At 65.0% G+C, this 20,606-nt stretch carries 22 protein-coding genes and 1 pseudogene; 4 read left to right on the forward strand and 19 right to left on the reverse strand.

The window, feature by feature from the left end:
* Nucleotides 1-285: 285 nt before the first annotated feature.
* Nucleotides 286-2,025 carry a ribonuclease J gene (locus tag Mterra_RS07910; protein ID WP_245971567.1) on the forward strand — a complete coding sequence of 580 codons (1,740 nt, stop codon included), beginning with the start codon at nt 286-288 and terminating at the stop codon, nt 2,023-2,025.
* Nucleotides 2,026-2,073: 48 nt separating this feature from the next.
* Entirely contained in the window at nt 2,074-2,967 is an 894-nt protein-coding gene (locus Mterra_RS07915; RefSeq protein ID WP_119314702.1) for an AEC family transporter, read from the forward strand.
* On the opposite strand, the gene Mterra_RS07920 is transcribed toward Mterra_RS07915, so the two are convergent.
* The 11 genes from Mterra_RS07920 to Mterra_RS07970 all read right to left on the reverse strand — a co-directional run bounded on the left by Mterra_RS07920 (nt 2,927) and on the right by Mterra_RS07970 (nt 13,940).
* A complete protein-coding gene (locus Mterra_RS07920) occupies nt 2,927-3,322 on the reverse strand; it encodes a hypothetical protein (RefSeq protein WP_119314703.1) in 396 nt (131 codons plus the stop codon). The genes Mterra_RS07915 and Mterra_RS07920 overlap by 41 nt on opposite strands.
* 363 nt (nt 3,323-3,685) lie before the next feature.
* Entirely contained in the window at nt 3,686-4,384 is a 699-nt protein-coding gene (locus Mterra_RS07925; protein ID WP_119314704.1) for a 16S rRNA (uracil(1498)-N(3))-methyltransferase, read from the reverse strand.
* A 64-nt stretch (nt 4,385-4,448) separates the two neighbouring features.
* Nucleotides 4,449-5,207, reverse strand: a complete 759-nt coding sequence (locus tag Mterra_RS07930) for a 50S ribosomal protein L11 methyltransferase (protein WP_119314705.1) — start codon at nt 5,205-5,207, stop codon at nt 4,449-4,451.
* A gap of 173 nt (nt 5,208-5,380) precedes the next feature.
* Nucleotides 5,381-6,556, reverse strand: a complete 1,176-nt coding sequence (locus Mterra_RS07935; protein WP_119314719.1) for a YibE/F family protein — start codon at nt 6,554-6,556, stop codon at nt 5,381-5,383.
* Nucleotides 6,557-6,619: 63 nt separating this feature from the next.
* Nucleotides 6,620-7,636 carry a CobW family GTP-binding protein gene (locus Mterra_RS07940; protein ID WP_119314706.1) on the reverse strand — a complete coding sequence of 339 codons (1,017 nt, stop codon included), beginning with the start codon at nt 7,634-7,636 and terminating at the stop codon, nt 6,620-6,622.
* Nucleotides 7,637-7,898: 262 nt separating this feature from the next.
* A complete protein-coding gene (locus tag Mterra_RS07945; protein ID WP_119314707.1) occupies nt 7,899-9,191 on the reverse strand; it encodes an APC family permease in 1,293 nt (430 codons plus the stop codon).
* A 117-nt stretch (nt 9,192-9,308) separates the two neighbouring features.
* On the reverse strand, nt 9,309-10,406 hold the full coding sequence (locus Mterra_RS07950; RefSeq protein WP_119314708.1) for an NAD(P)/FAD-dependent oxidoreductase: 1,098 nt from the start codon (nt 10,404-10,406) through the stop codon (nt 9,309-9,311).
* Between the two features lie 92 nt (nt 10,407-10,498).
* Nucleotides 10,499-11,647: a hypothetical protein gene (locus Mterra_RS07955; protein WP_147372597.1), complete on the reverse strand. Its 1,149-nt coding sequence runs from the start codon at nt 11,645-11,647 to the stop codon at nt 10,499-10,501.
* Between the two features lie 60 nt (nt 11,648-11,707).
* Nucleotides 11,708-12,157 (reverse strand): hypothetical protein, encoded by a 450-nt coding sequence (locus Mterra_RS07960; RefSeq protein WP_119314710.1) that lies wholly within the window; start codon nt 12,155-12,157, stop codon nt 11,708-11,710.
* Nucleotides 12,154-13,056 (reverse strand): metal ABC transporter substrate-binding protein, encoded by a 903-nt coding sequence (locus tag Mterra_RS07965; protein WP_119314711.1) that lies wholly within the window; start codon nt 13,054-13,056, stop codon nt 12,154-12,156. The genes Mterra_RS07960 and Mterra_RS07965 overlap by 4 nt, the downstream gene beginning before the upstream one ends.
* Nucleotides 13,053-13,940 (reverse strand): metal ABC transporter substrate-binding protein, encoded by an 888-nt coding sequence (locus Mterra_RS07970; RefSeq protein ID WP_170159597.1) that lies wholly within the window; start codon nt 13,938-13,940, stop codon nt 13,053-13,055. Before Mterra_RS07970 ends, Mterra_RS07965 begins: the two co-directional genes overlap by 4 nt.
* Before the next feature lie 91 nt (nt 13,941-14,031).
* Here Mterra_RS07970 and Mterra_RS07975 point away from each other — a divergent pair, with 91 nt between their 5' ends.
* Nucleotides 14,032-14,406 (forward strand): Fur family transcriptional regulator, encoded by a 375-nt coding sequence (locus tag Mterra_RS07975; protein ID WP_119314713.1) that lies wholly within the window; start codon nt 14,032-14,034, stop codon nt 14,404-14,406.
* Nucleotides 14,407-14,427: 21 nt separating this feature from the next.
* On the opposite strand, the gene Mterra_RS07980 is transcribed toward Mterra_RS07975, so the two are convergent.
* The 6 genes and pseudogenes from Mterra_RS07980 to Mterra_RS21830 form a co-directional block, all read right to left on the reverse strand.
* Nucleotides 14,428-14,658, reverse strand: coding sequence for a hypothetical protein (locus Mterra_RS07980; RefSeq protein WP_119314714.1), 231 nt, complete (start codon nt 14,656-14,658; stop codon nt 14,428-14,430).
* Nucleotides 14,659-14,859: 201 nt separating this feature from the next.
* Nucleotides 14,860-15,276: a hypothetical protein gene (locus Mterra_RS07985; RefSeq protein ID WP_119314715.1), complete on the reverse strand. Its 417-nt coding sequence runs from the start codon at nt 15,274-15,276 to the stop codon at nt 14,860-14,862.
* A 61-nt stretch (nt 15,277-15,337) separates the two neighbouring features.
* Nucleotides 15,338-15,856, reverse strand: a pseudogene (locus tag Mterra_RS23575) (transposase).
* Between the two features lie 209 nt (nt 15,857-16,065).
* The gene (locus Mterra_RS08000; protein WP_147372598.1) at nt 16,066-16,701 is read right to left on the reverse strand and encodes a hypothetical protein; all 636 of its coding nucleotides are present in this window, start codon (nt 16,699-16,701) and stop codon (nt 16,066-16,068) included.
* Nucleotides 16,702-17,228: 527 nt separating this feature from the next.
* Nucleotides 17,229-17,849: a hypothetical protein gene (locus Mterra_RS21825; RefSeq protein WP_147372599.1), complete on the reverse strand. Its 621-nt coding sequence runs from the start codon at nt 17,847-17,849 to the stop codon at nt 17,229-17,231.
* A 232-nt stretch (nt 17,850-18,081) separates the two neighbouring features.
* Complete coding sequence (locus Mterra_RS21830) at nt 18,082-18,699, reverse strand: hypothetical protein (protein WP_147372600.1); 618 nt, start codon at nt 18,697-18,699, stop codon at nt 18,082-18,084.
* A 109-nt stretch (nt 18,700-18,808) separates the two neighbouring features.
* On the opposite strand from Mterra_RS21830, the gene Mterra_RS08005 reads away from it, so the two are divergent.
* Entirely contained in the window at nt 18,809-19,642 is an 834-nt protein-coding gene (locus tag Mterra_RS08005; protein WP_119314718.1) for an IS982 family transposase, read from the forward strand.
* A gap of 13 nt (nt 19,643-19,655) precedes the next feature.
* Here Mterra_RS08005 and Mterra_RS21835 read toward each other — a convergent pair whose 3' ends face one another.
* Both Mterra_RS21835 and Mterra_RS22235 read right to left on the reverse strand, forming a co-directional pair.
* The gene (locus Mterra_RS21835; protein WP_147372601.1) at nt 19,656-20,225 is read right to left on the reverse strand and encodes a hypothetical protein; all 570 of its coding nucleotides are present in this window, start codon (nt 20,223-20,225) and stop codon (nt 19,656-19,658) included.
* Nucleotides 20,226-20,297: 72 nt separating this feature from the next.
* A partial coding sequence (locus Mterra_RS22235; RefSeq protein ID WP_218022905.1) for a hypothetical protein occupies nt 20,298-20,606 on the reverse strand: 309 nt, incomplete at its 5' end.

Consider the following 20,606-nt stretch of genomic DNA (forward strand, 5'->3'; position numbering starts at 1 on the left):
TCCCTCCCCGTCTTCGGGAAGGGTTTATCCCCCCAGCCCCCCTTGCCAAGGGGGGGAACAAAGCGTCTCGCGTCTTGTGTCTCGCGTCTGGCGTTTGGCGTCTTGCGCATTGCGTACGACGTAGGACGTACGACCCGGACCCCGAAGCGTAACCCCCGCTATTTCACATCGCCTTCGAATCTGCTAATCTCTGCTTGGGAGCCTCGGTCATGAGGCACATTTAGCGTTGAGCAATGACGTGACGGGCGGAAGCGATGCCTGCCACGCGCATCAATGGAGTTTTTCATGGATCACAACAAGACGACGACTTCGCAGACCCCTGGCCGCCCGCGCAGGCGACGCCCCCGTCCGAAGCCCAGCAGCCCGGTGCTGCTCGCCCCGGCGGGGGGGCACCTCGAGATCATCCCCCTGGGCGGCATGGGCGAGATCGGGAAGAACATGTTCGCCTTCCGCTTCCAGGACGAGATCCTGGTCATCGACGGCGGCCTGGCCTTCCCGGATGAGCACATGCTGGGCGTGGACCTGCTGATCCCGCGCATCGACTACCTCATCCAGAACGCCGACAAGATCAAGGGCTGGGTGCTGACCCACGGCCACGAGGACCACATCGGCGCGCTGCCCTACCTCTTCTCGCAGTTGCCCAAGGTGCCCGTCTACGGCGCGCGCCTCACGCTGGGGCTGGTGAAGGGCAAGATCGAGGAGTTCGGCCTCCGACCCGGCGACTTCAACTTCCGCGAGGTCTCCACCGACGACCGCATCCAGGTCGGGCGCTACTTCACCGTTGACCTCTTCCGCATGACCCACTCCATCCCCGACAACTCGGGCATGGTCATCCACACCCCGGTGGGCAAGGTGGTGCACACCGGCGACTTCAAGCTCGACCCCACGCCCGTAGACGGCAAGCCCAGCCACCTCGCCAAGCTCGCGCAGGCGGGGGCCGAGGGCGTGCTGCTGCTCATCGCCGACTCCACCAACGCCGAGCGTCCCGGCTTCACCCCCAGCGAGGCCGACGTGGCCAAGGGCCTCGACGCGATCATCGGCAAGGCCAAGGGCCGGGTCTTCGTGACCACCTTCGCCTCGCACATCCACCGCATCCAGAGCGTGATCAAGGCCGCCGAGCACTACGGGCGCAAGGTGGCGGTGGAGGGGCGCAGCATGGTCAAGTTCGCCCGCATCGCCCTGGATTTGGGCTACCTGAGCGTGCGCGACCGGCTGTACAGCCTCGAGGAGATCAGCCACCTCGACGACTCGCAGATCCTGGTCGTCACCACCGGCTCGCAAGGCCAGCCCGAGGCCGTGCTGGCGCGGCTGGCGGCGGGCTCGCACCAGAAGATGGCGATCAAGCCCGGCGACACCGTGATCCTCTCCTCCAGCCCCATCCCCGGCAACGAGGAGGCGGTGAACACCGTGATCAACCGGCTCTACGCGCTGGGGGCGCAGGTCTACTTCCCCCCCACCTACCGCGTGCACGCCTCGGGCCACGGCTCGCAGGAGGAGCTCAAGATCATCCTCAACCTCGTGCAGCCGAAGTTCTTCCTGCCCTGGCACGGCGAGGTGCGCCAGCAGACCAACTTCAAGTGGCTCGCCGAGGCCATGGGCCAGCCCCCGGAGAAGGTCCTCATCGCCGAGAACGGCGACGTGGTCAAGCTCACCCCCGAGACCTTCGAGATCAGCGGCAAGGTGCCCAGCGGGGCGCTCTACGTTGACGGGCTGGGCGTGGGCGACATCACCGACGAGATCCTGGCCGACCGCAACCACATGGCCGCCGAGGGCGTGGTGGTGATCACGGCGCTGGTCAACCACCGCGAGCCCCACGTGGAGGTGGTGTCGAAGGGCTTCGTTAAGGCCGGGGAGAAGCTCTTGGGCGAGGTGCGCAAGATCGCCTTCGACGCGATCTACCAGGGCGTGCGCGAGAAGAAGCCGCTCGAGGTCATCCGCGACGACATCTACTACCCCGCCAAGAAGTTCCTGCGCAAGGCCACCGGCCGCGACCCGGTGATCATCCCGATGGTGATCGAGGGCTGAGGGATACGGTATCGTAGGGGCGCACGTCGGTGCGCCCCTTTCGCGTCTATGAGCGCCCTGCTGAACACCGTCCTCCCCGTCGCCCTGATCGTGGTGCTGGGTTACGTGATCGGGCGGCGCTTCGAACTCGACGGCCCTACCCTCTCGCGCATCATCCTGCACCTGCTGGTCCCGGCGCTGATCTTCGACGCCATGTACAACGCGCGCTTGGGCAGCGGCAGCGTGGTGGGCCTCACGCTGGGCTTCGCGCTGGCCTACGCCGCCCTGGCCCTGCTGAGCTGGCTGATCGCGCGGGCCACCCGGCTCCCCGGGCCCACCGCCAAGACGCTGGTGACCACCGCGCTCTCCCCCAACTCGGGCAACATGGGGCTGTCGATGGCGCTTTTCGCGCTGGGGCAGGAGGGCTTGGAGCGGGCCGTGGTCTACTTCATCGCCAGCAGCGTGCTGATGTTCGGCGTCATCCCGGCCTTTTTGCGCGGGGGGAACCCCGTGCAGAGCCTGGCGTTCACGCTCAAGCTGCCGATGTTCTGGGCGTTGGCTGGGGGCCTGGCCTTCAAGGCGCTGGGGGTCGAGTTCCCCTTCAACCTCGAGGCCGGGATCCACCTGGTGGGCCAGGCCTGCATCCCGCTGATGCTGCTGACGCTGGGCATACAGATCGCCAAGAACCCCGTCCAGGTCGGGGGGTTCGAGCTGCTGGCCTCAAGCCTGCGGCTGCTGGCGGCCCCCGCGCTGGCGGTGGGGGCGGGGCACCTGCTGGGCCTCGAGCGCCTCGACATCCAGGTGCTCGCCCTGCAGAGCGCCATGCCCATCGCGGTCAACGCCTTCATGGTGGTGGCCGAGTTCGGCGGCGACGCGCCGAGGGCCGCCCGCAGCGTGGTGCTCTCGAGCGTGCTGGCCTTCCTCACGATCCCGCTGGTTCTTCTGGCGGTGGGGGTGGGCTAGGCAGGCTGGGCGTGCCGAGGTCGAGCTGTAGGAGCGGGGCGTTCTCCAGCAGCACGATCAGGCGGTAGTAACCCTCCTGGGGGCGCGGCAGCTCGAACCGGAACCTGCGGGGGCCCTCCGCCCACAGCGACCGCTCGGCCAGGACGGTCTCCTCGAGGTACCACCTGACCTCGATGTACCCGGGCTTGGGCATCCGCCGCACCTCGAGCTGCGCGATCACCGTCTTCTCCCGCTCGGTGAGCGTCCCGGTGAGGCTGGGCCGCGCCGGAAAAGGCACGCGCTCAGGCTCGAGGGGCAAGAAGGTATAGGTGCAGCCGCTCAGGAAGAACACCAACAGCAGCAGCCAGCCGTGCATGGCTCTGAGTTTAGGGGGTGAAGTTAGGAGGGGCATGAGGTGAAATGGGAAGCGGTCAACCGTCAACCCTCAGCCGTCAGTAGAAGGCCTGTGGCTCGTGGTTTACCCCTTCCCGCGCGCGGGGAGGGTGTATCCCCCCCAACCCCCCTTGCCAAGGGGGGGAACAAGGCGTTTGGCGTTTTGCGTCTCGCGTTTCGCATACGGCGTACGACGTAAGACGTAGGACATGCGTCTTGTGTTTTGCGTTTAGCGTCTTGCGTCTTGCGTACGACGCACGACGCACGACCCGCGTTTAGCGTTTTGCGTTTTGCGTTTGGCTATGGGCTATCAGCTATCCGCGTCCAGCACCCGCCCGGTGCTCCCTCACAACCCCTCCCCCGCCGTCACCAGCGCGAGCAAGGCCAGCGGGGCGGTCTCGGCCCGGAGGATGCGGCGGCCGAGGGTGACGGGTCGGAAGCCGCGGCCGGTGAGGAACTCGACTTCCTGGGGGCTGAAGCCGCCTTCGGGGCCCGTGGCGAGGCTTAGGGGCTTGTCGGTCTCGAGCACGTCCCGCACCCGCAGCTCGGCGCCGACGTGGGCCACGAAGCCCTGCTCGACCTCGGGGACCTGCTTGAGGGGGATGGGGTCGGCCACCGCCGGCACCACCGTGCGGCCCGACTGCTTGGCGGCCTCCACGGCCACGCGGCGCAGGCGCTCGAGCTTGTTGGCGCCGATCTCCTTGGCGACACAGTGGACGGTGACGATGGGCACGACGCGGGTCACGCCGAGCTCGGTGGCCGCCCGCACCACGTCGGCCAGGGCGTCGCCCTTGAGCAAGGCCACGTAGAGCTCGACCGGAACCCCCACCTCGCGGCCGGCCTCCCAGGTCTGCTCGAGCCGCAGCCGCAGGATGCCCGCCTCCGCCGACTCGACCACGGCGCGGCCTTCCAGGCCCTTCCCGTCGAAGACCGTCACGAGGTCGCCGGCGCGGGCGCGCAGGACCTCGAGCAGGTGGTGGGCTTCGCGGCCCCGCAGCTCGATCTCGGGGCTCAGGCGGGGGACTAGGGCACGGTGGGGGCGCATGGCTACAGGCTGAACGAACGACGCCGAGCGCTCGAGGCCGGAGGGAGGTTGGATGACATACGGTTCACCTCGCGTAGGCCAGCAGCACCCATTCGCCCTCCTGGCGGCGCTGTCGGGGCGCGAAGCCCGCGGCCTCGAGGGCCTTCCGCACCACGGGCTCGCGCTCGGCGAGGATGCCGGTGAGGAGGAGCGTCCCGCCGGGCTCGAGCGCCTCGGCGTAGCCGGGGGCGAGCCAGGCGTGCAGCTCGGCGTAGAGGTTGGCGACCACGAGGGCGTAAGGCCCGGCGACGCTCTCGAGCGTGCCCTCGGCCAGGCGGGGGCTCACGCCGTTGATGCGGGCGTTCTCGAGGGCGTGCGGGATCACCGCGGCGTCGATGTCCACCCCCTCGGCCTCGGCGCCGAGCTTGGCCGCCGCGATGGCCAGGATGCCCGACCCGGTGCCCAGATCCAGCACCCGCATCCCCGGCCGCACGCGCTCGGCCAGCGCCTCCAGGGCCATGCGGGTGGTCTCGTGGTGGCCGGTGCCGAAGGCCATGCCGGGCTCGAGCACGATGCGCTGCTCGTCCCCCGCCCACGCGTGCCAGGGGGCCAGCACCACGAAGGGCCCGGCCTTCACGGGCTTCAGGTCGCGCCGCCAGGCCTCGAGCCAGTCGGTGTCGGGCAGCTCGAGCCACTCCCCGGGGAGGGGCAGCTCGAGGCGGTCGGGGAAATAGGCCCAGACCTCGCCGGGCTTCTCCTCGAGGCCCCGGGCCCCCAGATCGAAGAGCAGCGGCGTGTACGCGTCGAGGGTTTCGAAGTCGCCTTTCAGGCAGAAAACGTGCACCTCGACAGTTTAACGCTAAGTAAGCGGATATCGGGGAGCTAGTGGCCCGTAGCCTGTGGCATGTAGCGAGAGACACCCCTCCCCGCCAGCGGGGAGGAGGCATCCGCCGGCGTTCGGCTATCGACGTTCGGCGCTAAGCGCCGAGCGCCTCTCGGACACCAGCCCCATACCCCTCACTCCTCCTCCCGCTCCTCCTTCGGCAGCGCCCACGACGTGTCCCGGCCGCCCAGCCTGCGCTCGCCGGGGCTGGGCCAGCGGCGCTCGACGTGGGCGTAGGCCCCCCTGCCGCGCAGCAGGTAGGCCGCGATCAGGGTGGTGAGGGGCACGGCCAGGATGAGGCCGGTCGAGCCCACGAGCATGCTCACGATCTCGGCGGCGAAGACCTCGAGGTTGAGCAGGTAGCGCACGGGGGTGCCGCTCTGCTGGATGAGCAGCATCGCGGGGAGCAGCCCGGCGCTGTAGGCCAGCACCAGCGTGTTGACCAGCGAGCCGATGTGGTCGAAGCCCACCGTCATGGCCCGGCGGTAGAGCTCGAGCACCCCGTAGCGCGGGTTGGCCTGGAGCAAAGCCTGCACCACCGCCGCCTGGGTCACGGTCACGTCGTTCATCGCGCCCAGGGCCCCGATGACCACGCTCGCCAGGTAGAGCGAGACCAGGTCGAGGCCCTGGATGCTGCGGTAGGCGTAGAAGGCCTCCTCGGAGACCAGCCCGGTGAAGCCCAGCAGCCGCGTGAACACGCCGGCCAGCACCAGGGCCAGCAGCGTCGCCAAGGAGGTGCCGATGAGGGCCGCGGTGGTCTTGCGGTTGACGCCGTGGACGAGGTAGATGGAGAACACCAGGATGCCGAAGGCGCCGACGAAGGTCACGAGCAACGGGTTGACGCCCGCGTTGATCTGCGGGACGACGTAGAAGACCAGGGCCAGCAGGCTCACGGCGGTGCCCAGCAGCCCCCGCAGGCCCCGGCCCCGGCCGAAGACCAGGGCGCAGGCACAGAAAACGCCCAGCAGGATGAGCAGGTAGGGGATGCGCAGCGGCTCGGTGACGGTGACGTAAGTCTGCGGCTGGCCGCCCGCGGTGGTCACGGTGGTGCGGTAGAGCACCACGTCCGTCCCGACCCGCACCCAGCGGGGGAACCTGGCCGCGCTCGCCCCCGGCCCGATCTCCTCGATGGGCAGGTCGGCGCTCACCACGCTCCCGTCGCGCAGGCGCACCACGGCCTTGCCCCCGGCCAGCGCCTCGATGCGCCCCTCGAGGTAGCTCGACTCGCTCACCTCACCCGGCTGTGGGGCGGGGCCGGGCTGGGCCAGGACCGGCAGGACGAAGAGCAGAAGCAGGGCCAGAACACGGATCACCAGGCTAGCTTATACCGCAGCTTGAGGGCTCCGTTAAAAAGCCGCGGGTTTAAAGCGACGCTAAGCCCGGCAGGCCAGCAGCCGCGCCTCGATGCTCGAGCGGTGCCGCAGCAGGTGCTGGCCGATGAAGACGATCTCGGTCTCGAGCCCCTCCCCCGCACCCTCCTGGGAGCTTGGGACCTCCTCGAGCACCTCGTACACCAGGCCCATCCCGGCGTGCTGGATCAGGACGGGCGGGTGGTCGGCGAAGGCCACGAAGCCCTTGGAGCGGAGGGCTTGTGCGGGCCAGGCGTTGAGCACCTCGGCCTCGAACTTCGGCCAGCACAGCGGCTCGGCGCAGCGGAAGACGAAGCTCTCGAAGCCGTACTCCTCGGCCTCGGAGGAGGGCTTCGGCCCCTCCTCCCAGCCCTCGGCCCGCATGCCTTCGGCGTAGTCGTAGAGGCCGGTGTCCAGGAGCAGGGCGGGGTCGAGACGGCCGTACACGCTGGGGTAGACGCGGGCCTGGGGGTTGAGGCCCCGGACGAAGGCCTCGAGGCGGCCCAGCTCCTCCGGGCTCACCGTGTCGGCCTTGTTGAGCACGACGACGTTGGTGAACTCGAGCTGGTCGGCCAGGAGGGGGGCGAGGGGTTCTTCGACCGCATGGCCCTCGGCGTCCTCGGCCAGGCCCACGCGGTTCCAGGTGTCCCAGAAGTTCTGGGCGTCCACGACGGTGATGAGGCCGTCGAGGCGCACCCGCTCGGGGAGGTCGGCCATGTGGAAGGTCTGGGCGATGGGCAAAGGCTCCCCGATGCCGGTGGACTCGACGAGGATGTACTCCAGGCCCTCCACCTCCGACAGCGCGCGCAGCTCGTGCAGCAGGTCCTCGCGCAGGGTGCAGCAGATGCAGCCGTTGGAGAGCTCGACGGCGTGCTCGGTGGCGTGGCGCACTAAGCCCGCGTCTACGTTGAGCGCGCCGAACTCGTTGACGATCACCGCGACCTTGCGGCCGTGGTCGGAGGAGAGGAGGTGGTTGAGCAGGGTGGTCTTTCCGGCGCCCAGAAAGCCCACCAGGACGGAAACTGGAACGGGTTTTTTCATGGTTCCTCAGGCGGTGGTGCAGACGGATGGTTATACCCGATTCGGTCCGTTCGTCCCCATTCGGTGACGCCGCCCCGCCAAGGCGGGGCGGCCGACCGAAGTTATCCGCGTGGCGGAGGGCGGTAGCGCCCCTTGGAAGGGATACGCTGGCTTCGCCGGCCGTCAGGGAGGGGTGGGCTCTAGGGTCCAAAAAGATAGCCTCCGGGGGTCTTTGGTTTGGGTGATTAGCTTTTTGAATCCGGTATTGCAGGAGGGCCGGTGCCTAGGCGCTCGAGCGCGCCGCGCCGGCCCAGCGCGTGGACAGGAAGTACAGCGGAACCCCGGCCAGGACCAGTAGCCAGCCGGCCCCGAAGACGAAGGGGCCCCAGGCGGCGCCGCCCAGCAGCAAGACCGCGGCGTTGAGCACGAACAAGAAGGCGACGAGGGCGCGCTCGAGGCCCCCCGCCCGCCGCCCGTGGAGCGCGTAGGCCACGGGCAGCAGCACGAAGACGAGCATGTAGCCCACGTTGGCTACGGCCAGGATCTCGACGAGGCGGTCCTGGAAGGCCAGCAGCAAGCCGGCGTTGAGGAGGAGGTCGAGCACCAGCGAGCCCTGGGGCGTGCCGTGGCGGTTGACGGCGGCGAAGTAGGGCGGCAGCAGCCCGTCGCGGCTCATCTGGTAGACGGTGCGGGTGCTGGGGACCAGGATGGCGAGGGCGCTGTAGAGCAGGGCGGCCACCAGGAACAAGGACAGGACCAGGGCCCCGCCCTCGCCCAGGTGGCGCACGAACAGCGGGCGCAGGCTGGCGAAGGGGTCGCTCGAGAGCGTGTCCCAGTCGGTGAGCAGCGCCAGCAGGAACGGGATGCCCACGAAGGCCAGCACGCTCCACAGCGAGGCCCAGGCGAACATGGGCCGCGCGCGGTGCCCCCGGGTCTCGGCCACCACCGAGGAGATCATCTCGAGGCCGTAACCGGTCCAGGCGATCACGAAGAACCACTTGAGCAGGCTCAGCCAGCCGGGGGACTGCGCGAAGTCGAGGGTCAGGGCCAGCTTCTCGGGCGTCACGCTCTGGAAGGCCAGCCAGACCAGCACCCCCAGCGGGACGAAGACCAGCAGGGCGAGCACGTAGGACGAGACGACCACCCGCGAGAGCCCGAACCAGTTGAGCGCGTACAGCAGCGCCAGGATGCCCAGCGTGAGGGGAACGGGCTCGAGCGCGGCCCCCGTGACCGTGATGAGCAGGCGGGCGCACAGGTAGCTGTTGAGCACGGTGGCCGGGGTCCAGGCGACCCAGTACCCCCAGCCCGAGAGGAAGGCCAACACCCGGCCGCGGCCCTGGAAGAGCTCGAGCGCGTAGGTCGCGGTCCCCCCGGCCTTGTGGGGGAAGGCCCGGGCGAGGCGGTAGAGCAGCCAGGCCTGCAACAGCCCCACCAGCACCACCGCCCCCCAGACCAGCAGCGACCAGCTCCCGATCTCGCCGAGCGCCCACCCGGTCTGGTACACGCTGACGAAAAAAGCCCCACAGATCAGCAGCAGGCCTTGAAACCAATGGAGTGACGGAGGGAGCCGGTTCATAGCATTCTTCAGGGTCGTACGTCCTACGCCGTGGGAAATACGACGCTCGGTCGCGGTTTTGGGCGTTCAGTGTTCGGCTATCGGCTATGGGCTATCAGCAACTTCCGCGGGAAGCCCCTAACACGCGCAACGGCTGGTGCAGCAGGCGGCCAGGTCGTCGGCCCACATGCCCCGCTTGCGGTAGACCTCGAGCGCCCCCTCCTCGAGCCCCATGCGCCGGGCGATGGCCTGCGCCACCACGGGGAAGCGGGCGCGGAACTTGTAGATGAAGCAGAAGGCGGTGTTGAGGTGGTTGACCTTGGGCCCGCACAGGAAGAGCCCCGGCGTGAGCGTGGACTCGTCCTGCTCGGTGAGCAGGGGCCTGGGGCCGTCGAAGGCGAAGAGGCCCGCCACCGGCTCCAGCCCCCCGCCGAAGCCGGTGGCGAGGACGGGCGGGTGGGCCACCCGGAAGCTGCCGCCCTCGTGGAGCACCTCGTATTGGCCGTCCACGGCGCGGATCCCCTCCACCCTCATCCGTGACAGCCGGACCCGGCCACTCTGGAGGGCGGCCTCGAGGCGCTCGCGGGTGTAGGGCGAGAGGTCGGCGCTGGGCTCCCCGGTGCTCGACTCCCAGGGGGCCGCAGGGTCCGCCACCACCACCTTCTTCCCGGCCATCGCCAGGTTGTAGGCCGCGTCGATCCCCGACTCGTAGCCCCCGACAACTAAGCGCTCCTCGCCCTCGAGCTCGGCCCACGAGCGCACCTGGCCGTAGTGCAGACCGTTCCTGGCCCCCTCGAGCGGGGCCTTGGGGAACTGGAACTCCCCCACCGCCCAGACCACGAAGCGGGCCTCGACGGGGCCCTGGCTGGTGTGGACCCGGAAGCCCTCACCCAGGGCTTCGACCTGCTGAACCTTCGTTTTGGGGGCCACCGGGAGCTCGTAGTGCTTGACCAGGGCGGCGAGGTAGCGGGCGTAGTCCACGCCCGAGAGGTGCTCCTTGCCCAGGCTGTAGGCCGGGGAGGTGTCGGGGGTGAGGGCGTTGAGGTCGGGGAGGTTGAAGGCGTTGGAGGTGAAGGAGGGGGTGATGAAGCGCGTCTCCTTGGGCCAGCGCCGGAAGGAAGCCCCCACGCCGTAGCGGTCCACCAGCCCCACCCGCAGGTCCAGCTTCTGCAGGGCGATGCCCACGCCCACCCCGGCGGCTCCCGCGCCCACGACCAGCACGTCTACTCGTTCCACGCTTCCTCCGTAATCGTGGGGGGCTGGTTGCCCCCCGTGTTGCTTTAGCGTCAGCCTATCGCCCTACAGCCCCCGGCACCGGGATCAGGCTTTCAGTGCCGCACGCCCTCGAGCCGGACGAGCGCCAGGCTGCCCGGGGTGCCGCCCACCTCGAAACTGCGCCGGACCTGCAGGTTGGCGAGCTCGACCTCGAGCACCACGCCCTTCTGGGGGTCGGCTACGTAGGCGTGCCCCGTCCCCACCGCCAGCGAGGGCCGTACCGCCCCTTCGCCGCCGGCCGCGACCGGGCCCACGACCCCCAGGCTGCGCAGCACCCTGCCGTCGGCGGGCTCGAGGACGTGCAGGTGGCCGTCGGCGGTGAGCACCACCAGGTAGCGGCCGTCGGCGCTGAAGGCGAAGCGCACGGGGTTGGCGGGCAGGGGGTAGGGGGTGAAGCGGGCGTCCAGTCGGGCCAGGCCCTGCCCGAAGTTGCCGATGAAGAAGGGATGGGCCTCGTGGGCCACCAGGGTGCCTACCCGGGCGTTGGCCGGGCTGCCGGCGGGCTCGGCCAGCTTGCGGGCGGCAAAGCCGTTGCCCCGCCGCTCCAGCAGCAGCACCCCGTCGTCACAACCGAAGGCCGCCGTGTTCCCCGCGACCGCCTCACCGTGTAGGCGGGGGCAGCCGGGGAACTCGAGCACCTTGCGTCCGGCCAGGGTGTAGACCTCGACCACGCCCCGGTTGAGGCTACCCGAGAGCAGCGCGTCGCCCATCACGACGGGGGCACCGTGGTCGGGGGCGCCGGTGGCGTAATCCCTGAAGTCGGCCACCACACCCAGCTTGCGCGTGTCGAAGACGGCGACGGTGCCGTCGCCGTCGTTGAAGATGGCGACGTGATGGCCGTGGTTGAAGTAGTGGGTGGGCTTGGGCCCGGTGTTGAGGGTGGCGAAAACGTAGGGCTTCTCCAGGAGCAGGTCCTTGTGGTCGCCGTGATCCTCCAGCCTGAGGCCGCTGTAGACCACGCTAACCCGGTTGGCCTCGCGGTGGACGGCGAAGACGTAGGGGGTGCCCGTCACGGGGTACACGTTGGCCGGTCCGGGGGTGCTAAAGGTGCCGACCACCTGGGCGGTCTCGAGGTCGAGCACCTTGAGGCTTCCGTCCTTGGCGTCGGCCACCACCAGGCGGCCGGGGTGTGCGCCGGGGGCCTGCTGGGCCAGGCCGACCAAGGCCAGAGCCGCTACCGTCGTGAATAACCATCGTTTCATGCCGCCTCCTTGACGCCCGTCGTCCGGGCTCCGGAATTATTGATAATCGATTATCAGTTGTCAAGCGGCGTCGCTGCCGGCCTCACCGCCGACCCAGCGCTCCCACGCGGCCCACCCCTTGCGTGCGGCCGGAGGAAGCTGGCGCATCAGGCGGAGGCGGTCCTGGGGGCCGTGGTGCTGGCGGATCCAGGCCTCGTGCTCGAGCACCTTCGGCAGCAGCGCCCTCAGCCCGGCGTCGAACCCGAGCGCCCGGGCGTCGGGGGGCGGCTCGAGGGCCTCGGGGAGAGCGTCCAGCAGGAAGAAGCCGTCGCGCGGGCGGGCGTAGAACACGATGCCCTGCGGGGTCTCGAGCCAGGCCGCCGAGGCGTGTAGCCCTAGGGGGCCCTTCCGGTAGATGCTGGAGCCCTTACCCTGGGGGTGAGGGGTCTTGCGGAAGCCTCGAGCCTCGAGGTCGCCGCGCTTGGCGTCTTGGCCCCAGAGCCAGAACTGTACGGTGAGGGGGTGGCTCATCGGAACGCCTCGCACAGGGCCCGCCCGTTGTGGCGCAGGAGGTCGAGGTAGGTGGGCACCTCGCGGGTCAGGGCGTCGGAGTACAGCCGCACCACCCGGGCCCCGCTCGCCTCAGCCAGGGCCCGGACCTCCCCCTCGCCGAATTGCGGCTCGCTGATGATCACCCGCACCTGTTCCTGCTCCAGGCGCCGGGCTAGCTCCAGGTAGTTGCGCAGCCCCCGGTCCTGCCCGGCGAAGCCGGCCAGGCTGCCCACCACTTGGAAGCCGTAGTGCCGGGCGGCGTACTGGAAGGCGTCGTGCTGCACGACCACGCGTAGCCGCCCCCTGGGCACGGCAGCCAGGCACTCCTGAACGGCCCGGTCAACGGCCTCGAGCCTCCGCGCGAAGTCCCGCAGGCGCCCGGCGTAGGCAGGGGCTCCGGCCGTGTCCAAGGCCGCCAGGGTGTCGTGGATGCGGCGGGCGTAGGCTAGGGCATAGCCGGGGTCGAGCCAGAGGTGCGGGTCACACAGCCCGTGGCGGTGGACGTCCAGGCCCTGCCGCGCCTCCTGGGCACGCTGCTCGGGGGTGATGCAGATGAGACCGGGCTGCCCCTCGGCCAGGAGCACGGTGCGGCTGCCCCTGGGCAGCGCCGCCTCCAGCTTGGGAAGGAAGGGCTCGAGGTAGAGGCCGTTGGCGAAGAGGACCCGCGCCCGGGCCACCCCCCGCAGGCTCGAGGGCCGCGGCTCGAAGGAGTGCGGGTCGCTCCCCATAGGCACGACCACCGCGAGCGCGACGCGCCCACCCGCTACCTCACGCACCAGGTCCGCGATGACGCCGGTGGTAGCCGCGACGGGCAGCCCCTGGCCGAGCGCCACCGAGGCCCCCACCCACAGGCCCAACAGGCAGGACAGGCTTTTCATCGGAAGGCTTCGCATACTGCCTTGCCGTTGGCGCGGATGAGCTTCAGGTAAGTGTTGACGGTGGCGTCGAAGGCGTCGGAGTAGATCAGCTTGACCCTGGCCCCGGTGGCCTCGGCCAGCGCGCGGGCTTCGGCCTGGGAGAACTGGGGCTCGGCGAAGACCACCTTCACGCCCTGCTTCTTCATCTCCTGGGCCAGCTTGGCGAAGCGCTGGGGGCCGCGCTCCTGCCCCGCGAAGTCGGCGATGGACCCCACGCTGGTGATCCGGTAGCGGCGCAGGAAGTAGCCCAGGGCCTCGTGCTGCGAGACCAGCTTGCGCCGGGCGAGGGGGATGGGCTTCAGGCAGGCCAGCACCTCGGCGTCGGCCTTGCGGATCTCGGCGGCGTAGCGCGCGGCGTTGGCGGCGTAGGCGGCCTTGCCCGCCGGGTCGGCCTGGCTCAGGGCGTCGCGGATCTTCTCCACGTAGCGCACGCCGTAGGTGGGGTCGAGCCAGAGGTGGGGGTCGTAGGCGCCGTGGGCGTGGTCCTCCCCCTTCCCCTCCTCCCCGGCGTGCTCCTCGCCCTCGAGCAGGCCCGGCATCCCCTCGGCCAGCTCGACCACGCGGGCGGTCTTGGGGAGTTGGGCCTCGAGCTTCTCCAGGAAGGGCTCGAGGCCCAGCCCGTTGGCGAAGAAGAGCTTCGCGCTCGCGACCTCCCGGATCACCGAGGGCTTGGGCTCGAAGCTGTGGGGGTCGGCGGAGTTGGGCACCACCTGCACCACCCGCACCCGCTGGCCGCCCACGTTGTGCACCATGTCGGCGATGAAGCCGAGCGTGGCCGCCACCTTGACCTGGGCCGAGGCCAAGCCCAGCCCGGCCACCGTGAGTATGAGAATGAGTCGGATCATGCGCATGGGTCCCTCCCGCGTCCGCCGCAACGCCTTATATTGATAATGATTTATCATTCTTGTCAAGCCGCGGCTCTGCTATGCTGGGGCCATGGAGCGCTCCACCCGGCAACGGCAAGCCATACGGGACACCCTGCGCGAAGCCGACCGGCCGCTGTCCCCCGGGGAGATCCTCGAGCACGCCCGCCAGCAGGTGCCGGGCCTGGGCATCGCCACCGTCTACCGCACCATCAACGCCTTGGTGGAGGAAGGCAGCGTGGTGGTCGTGGACCTGCCCGGCGAGGCCGCCCGCTACGAGATGGCCGGCAAGCAGCACCACCACCACTTCCACTGCACCTCCTGCGGCAAGGTCTTCGAGCTCATGGCCTGCCCCGGCGACCTCTCCTGGCTCGCCCCGCCCGGCTTCCGCGCCGAGCGGCACGAGATCGTCCTGTACGGGAGCTGCCCCGACTGCCCCGGCGCCTGAAAATAGGACTTCTTGCAGAAATCATCGATAATAGCCAGCAAGGGCGGCCTTGTGGAGCAGGACGGCGGTGGAGACGCTCAGAGTGTAGAGACCCTCCCCGCTCGCCTCGGCGGTACTGCCCAGGATCTGGCCCTGGTTGGGGCTGCGGGGGGCGCGGGCGTAGAGCGAGACCGAGGCGATGCCGGAGTCGTCGGCGGCCTTATCGTTGAAGTTCCCAAAGGCCTCGAGATCTGGACCAATAGAAACCAACACGTACGCGACCGTTTTTGGCGATTACCATCTTGTCTTTCCATTCTCGTCCTTCCATTTATCGCGTATTTGGCGAATTGAGGAATAATCTGCTCATACATGGCGTTGTCGAATCCACGTCCCATGTACAGCTTCATCGCGAAATTTGAAAATTTGAGCAGATCTCTGGGGGCTGCTTTTCCACAAAAACCTCAACTTGCTTCTCTAAGTAAAACTCCGGTAGATTCGTGTCACGACCCCTCCATGGACCACGGCTGTCACCCCCGAGGGGAAAACCAGCCTGTACGCACCTTGCTGCGGGATCACCTTGTTATCGACGGTGTAAGCCACTTGCTCCCGCCGTAACAGGTCTTTGAGGGTCGCCTCCCCCAGCGGCAGGGGCAACGAGTCGTCGTATACGACAGCCGGCTCGATGCTGGTGTCAAGTATGAGCTGGATCGCACCCAGCTTGCCCTTAACAAAGCTGAATTCAACGTTGCCGCGGCGGATGATCATCACGTCCTTACTCGGGTGGGCAACCCTCTCGACCCCTGGTATAGCGGTGGTGTCGGCAGGCTGGCTGTCCTCGTTGAAGGTAAGGAACTGGCCCGCCCTGATGAGGGAAATCAGATCTACTCGCATATCCCCATTTTTTGCAGGGCTTGTAATCGGTCAATACACTGAGAGACTGTCTGAGAAGGCTCTAGGAAGCCGATCTTCTAACCATAAGACGGATCATTGCCCTATAGATCAAGGTTTCCGTGGTTTTGGGCAGCAGCTCATAGTCCCGGTTGAGCCTGCGGTTGAAGCTGAGCCAGGCGAAAGTACGCTCCACTACCCAGCGGCGGGGGATGACTACGAAAGAGCGATGGTCTCGGGTCTTTTGGCGAAGCTCCTCGATCAGATCGGGGGGCATGGGCAGGCCATCCGGCCACCCGATACCCCTAAAGTTGGCATCGGGTCTTTGCATGACCTGTACCGTCCAACCCAGAGTTCCTTTGACCCAGTCTTCAAACTGGCGTTTGTATCCGCATCCGCCGTCAATAAACACGTGAGATAGGCGCTTGAACACGGCCCAGGCCGCTTATAATGCGACCTTGCCCCCTTGGGCATCGGTGAGGTTGGCGGGCAACACCTTGACCTTCAATACCAGTCCTTGGGGGTCCACCATCAGGTGCCTCTTGCGGCCTTTCACCTTTTTCGCACCGTCATAACCGCGTATCCCCCCTTTTCACTGCTCTTCACACTCTGACAATCCACACTCCCCGCGCTGGGTTCGGCTTCCCGCCCATCTTCAGCCGGGTCTTCTCCCGCAAAATGGTGTGAACGCGTTCGAGAAAACCACTCTTGCGCCACAAGCGCTGGCTTCCATGCACGATTGTATCGTGGGGGGAAATATTAAGACAGTCTCTGGGAGGCTCTTAATCGCAATCAGTTGTCCTCTATCGAAGAGCTGCCGTCGAATATACGAACACTGGCGCCGAGCTCGTACCCGTGCGGGTATTTCTCCGCTGCTCTTAATAAGGCTGCCGGTGACCGCAAGGTCTCGCCAACCTCCGTGACGAATTTCCGGTACTTAGAGAAGGCCTCATGTACTGACTCGCCAAGGACGTATTCGGCGTCCTCTGCTGCGCCCAGTAAGACACCGAAGTCGTCACGGGTGACCACGGCCACAAGACTTAGGTCCCCGGTAGCAACCAACAAATGGCCGTGGTACCGAACCAGCCGGTATGCCAGGTCGTTGGCGCAACCGATGCTTTCCTCGGTCAGTAAAACCTCGAGAAGCCACGGTGGCTCCGAAGGCACATCATCCCCACACCTCGCGACGGCCGTGGAGCCCCCAACGCGAGCCTCCCCTACGTGCTCCACCTCGTAGTCGATATGGCTCTCAACCAGGATTCGATCAAGCCCTCTCCGGACTGACAGAAGGGCGAAGCGGTTAAGGTCGATGCAGGGAAACCTGAGGTCCGTTCGGAATGGTACGAGAACAGCGTGCGGCCATACGGGCAAATGGAGCACGCCGTTGTACAGGATATTCAGCCTGTTTCTCAAGGGAACCGCATTCATTTATACCTCACTTTGTACAGTGCAACTTCATCGCGACCCGCCTTCCGGTAATGCTCGAGCACAGCGTTAAATGGGTCAGCTTTAGTGCTGCCCTGGTTCCTAACCCTAAGGAAAGTTCCATCGGGCAGTTGAATTTGCATACCCTGCGGCCCATCGGGGCTTCCGAATGTCTTTACATTCTTGGGATCTACACCCATTTTTTTCACTACATCCCAGAAGTGTTCAGTGGCCTCGCCATAGCCTCCGTTAAACACACCCTGAGGCAGCGCTCTTGATGTCGCCCCAGCGTATGGCTGTATTCCAGGAAGGTAGAGGTTTAGCAGACTTGAGCAGGCAGACTCTGTGTTATGCACCAGCCACCGGCCCTCACCCACGTAGAAGGCGTCGGCAGTGGCGACGTCCAGTCTGGGATTTCGGTGGACCTCGAGCTATCAACATGGTTACTTCCATACTTATTTTTATGATCTACACCCAAATGTGTAGATTTCCTTCGCCGTGCGGAGCAAGACTTACTAGCCTGATATGGCTTATTTTTGGGATATGCTTTCACATAAATTAGCCGAGTTCCCAGAAAATCCATTTGGATATTTCTGGAGGTTTCCGTATAGGTTTGGCAAAAATTTGTTGTCACCAATATACTTCATGAACTCGGCCAGCCATGAAAAACCTCGCTCAATAGATAACCCGCATACACCCTCAACTATTTCTTGCTGACCGAGTATAAGCGTAACATCATCATGAGTGACCAAAATAGCAAGCTGCTCAGTATCTGTGACTATAAGACCATTACATAACGCGAACATCTCCCAAATCACAGCTTTTTCGGATTTATCCATGCCGTGTGAACTCTCAATCTTAAATTCGAGCATTTGATTGGGCTCATGGAGTTGTGGCTGCAAATTAATGGGTTTATCTGGCAGATCTCGCAATTCAGTCAAGCCGTAATCGTAATGCGATTCGAAAAAGATACTTGAGACGCCCAGCTCAGCACTCCTTCTGATTAGCCGATCAACACATTCAGGCACTAAATCGATCGTCTCTGTTACCACAGCAACCCAATCTGGCCTTACCGGAACAATGCACACCTCCCCCCATAGGAACCCAAGCTTCTTCCGATAAAAGGGAATATCAGTTCTTCTAACGAGCATGGCATCGCCCTCCTACTTGTAACGAACTTTGTATTTTATCTTGCCATCCACATGATGTTCCTAAAGGCCTTATCCCGCTGATCCCCCTAGGATTCTCGCTATTCGGTATGACTTCTTCAAGTCAGTCAAATTGCACTGCATGTGCAACCTTATGCTGATCCAGCGTCAAAGCAATAGTAGGAGCATCGGCTTTACGAGTGCTTGAGCGACGTCATCCGGTACTTTGCTCCTTCTATGGGTCTTCAACTACGGAAAGTAGGTATGCCCTAAAGTCTGAGGATTTCTCGGACGGAATCTCTTCACGAAAATCCGCCAAATATGGCGTCAGTAAAGAATAGCTTACGAATAGTCCGTTGGCATTCAACAAGTGGGAGTACTTAGCCGACAGTGAATCGGGTGGATTATAGAACAGCCCATTCTTTACCGCCGAGTAATAGTCACCGCCAGGGTAGGCAATGTCATACCCGAGGAACGTGTGCTTATGCGGCGGCGCTAACCAACTTTGGCCATCCATCAACCCAACCTGGCAATGCACGATCTCATATGCGCCAAGGTGCTTATTGACAATTGAGAGAATGTCTTTAGCGATAGCAATATCCCTGACTAGGTAAAGGCTTCTATGTGGAGAAACCACGGCGTTCTCCTCGTAGATTCTGTATGCTTCCCGCCTCCAGCCGGGTGGATACATGCCCCAGATAGTACCTTCAGCCCCTGCCTCTACCGGCTCGGGGTTCTCCAAGACCTCCGGCAGAATGGCAGGCTCGAACGGAGATCGATCGACACCATCATAGGTATCGGGGCTCCTACGGGGCAACAGCATGTAGCCTACGATGGGGGGCGCTGACTCCATAATGCCTCTCATGGCCATTTGAACCCTGGCTGTACTGGAATATATATAACCCAAGTTGCCACCTAGACATTTAGACATTCCGAGCCAGAGAGCAAAAACTAAGGCCACTATGAACTGGACTGTTCTAGTGGCCTTCTGCATTATAGACGATCTGCTCAAGACCCTCGGACACAAGGACGACCCCCAGAGCAAGACCCCCGCCAGCGTCGTCCTCACCATCTGGATACTGGCCGCCCTCTTCTTCTCCGGCAAGCATAAACACGCCCTGGCCTACTGCAAAGAACACGCCCTGTTCAGTTTTATTCCTTCCAGAAGTCGCTTCTGCCGCCGCCTGCACAGCCTGTCTGACTACATACCGCTGCTGCTGCCCTTGTGCAAGACCTTATGGGAGCAACTGGCCTCGGTGGAGCACTACGTCCTGGATACCTTCCCCCTCCCAGTCTGTGAAAACATCCGCGCCCCCCGCTGCCGCTTAGCCCCCGGCCTGACCTTGACCTACCGGGGCTACATCCCCAGCCAGCGGGTCTACTTCCACGGCCTCAAGCTTCATCTGGTCTGCACGGATAGCCAGTTCATCACCGAGGTGCTGTGCACCCCTGGGTCTGTTGCGGATGTGCAGGGGTTGTACCTGATGCCGCTGGACTTGCCGCAGGCAAGCGAGCTGTACGTGGATCGGGGGTACACCGACTACCTGGCGGAGGACGACCTTGCGATGGCCGAGGGCATCCGGCTGCGACCCATTCGCAAGGGGAACTCCAAGCGCTACCACCAACCCGGTCAGTTCATCGCCACCCTGGGCAGGAAGATCATCGAGTCGGTGGGTTCTGCCCTGACCGAACTATTCCCCAAGCGCATACATGCCACTACCCTGCAAGGCTTTGTGCTCAAGGTCTGGGGCTTCATCTTTGCCCACAACTTCAGGCGGCTGGCTGGTGTTTTGTAGGTGGCAACTTGGGTTATTTTTTAGTTTGTAATATCCAGGTTAAGCCATAATCACGGCTTATGAATTTGTACCTTCTCGTCTTGTAATTGTAATATTCTGCGAATATTTGTCCGTTTTTCTCGATTCCATACTCTTGCAACACGGGATCTTCAGGTGATTTCCAGCCGTAATCCGGATACCAGGATTTCCATGATCTACCACCGTCCACAGTAACAATGTAATCATTGAAGCCAAATATACCTACTTTGGAGGGTCCAAATATCAGAATCTGCTTCTCCTTACTTTTGAATAGTTCACTTCTCTTGCTGGCTATTCTTGTCCAATTTTGGGCAGAGGTCATTTTGACCTCCAGAACACTAAATGTCGTCGCAGAAAAGTTACCCCGTGCCGGAGGTTCAGCATAATCAATAATGCGAATTTGGAGCAGCGGTGTCGACTGATCAATCCGCTGGATCACGGTTGAGCCCTTGGTAGGCCCCGTAGTAAGAGTCCCTATTACTGCGAGGGGTTCCTCAGTTGCCTTCAATCGCCCTAAGATAGCCATCACAAAAATGCCACCAGCTATGGTCAGTACAGCAGCCATTGATCTCATTTATCGCATCTCTCGGGTTTACAGAGCCCAGATCGGATTTTTGGCCCAATACTAGCACGGGCATTAGCTATAAAAGGTGTAGGCCACCAGGTAGCTCAGGGCGGGGGCGCCGGGGTGGTCGGTCCTCACCGCCACCGGGGCCGAGGCGCCCACCTCCCCGCTGCCGTCGGTGGCGGTGGCGTAGAGCTCCAGGCTGGCCTTGTCGGGCAGGGTGGTGGCGGAGAGGCTGAGGGTGTAGAGGCCCTCCCCGCTCGCCTCGGCGGTGCTGCCCAACAGCTGGCCCTGGTGGGGGCTGCCGGGGGCGCGGGCGTAGAGCGAGACCGAGGCGACGCCGGAGTCGTCGGCGGCCTTGACGGTGACGCTCAGCCGGGC

This window comes from Calidithermus terrae, from assembly GCF_003574345.1.
In the GTDB taxonomy this organism is placed as follows: domain Bacteria; phylum Deinococcota; class Deinococci; order Deinococcales; family Thermaceae; genus Calidithermus; species Calidithermus chliarophilus.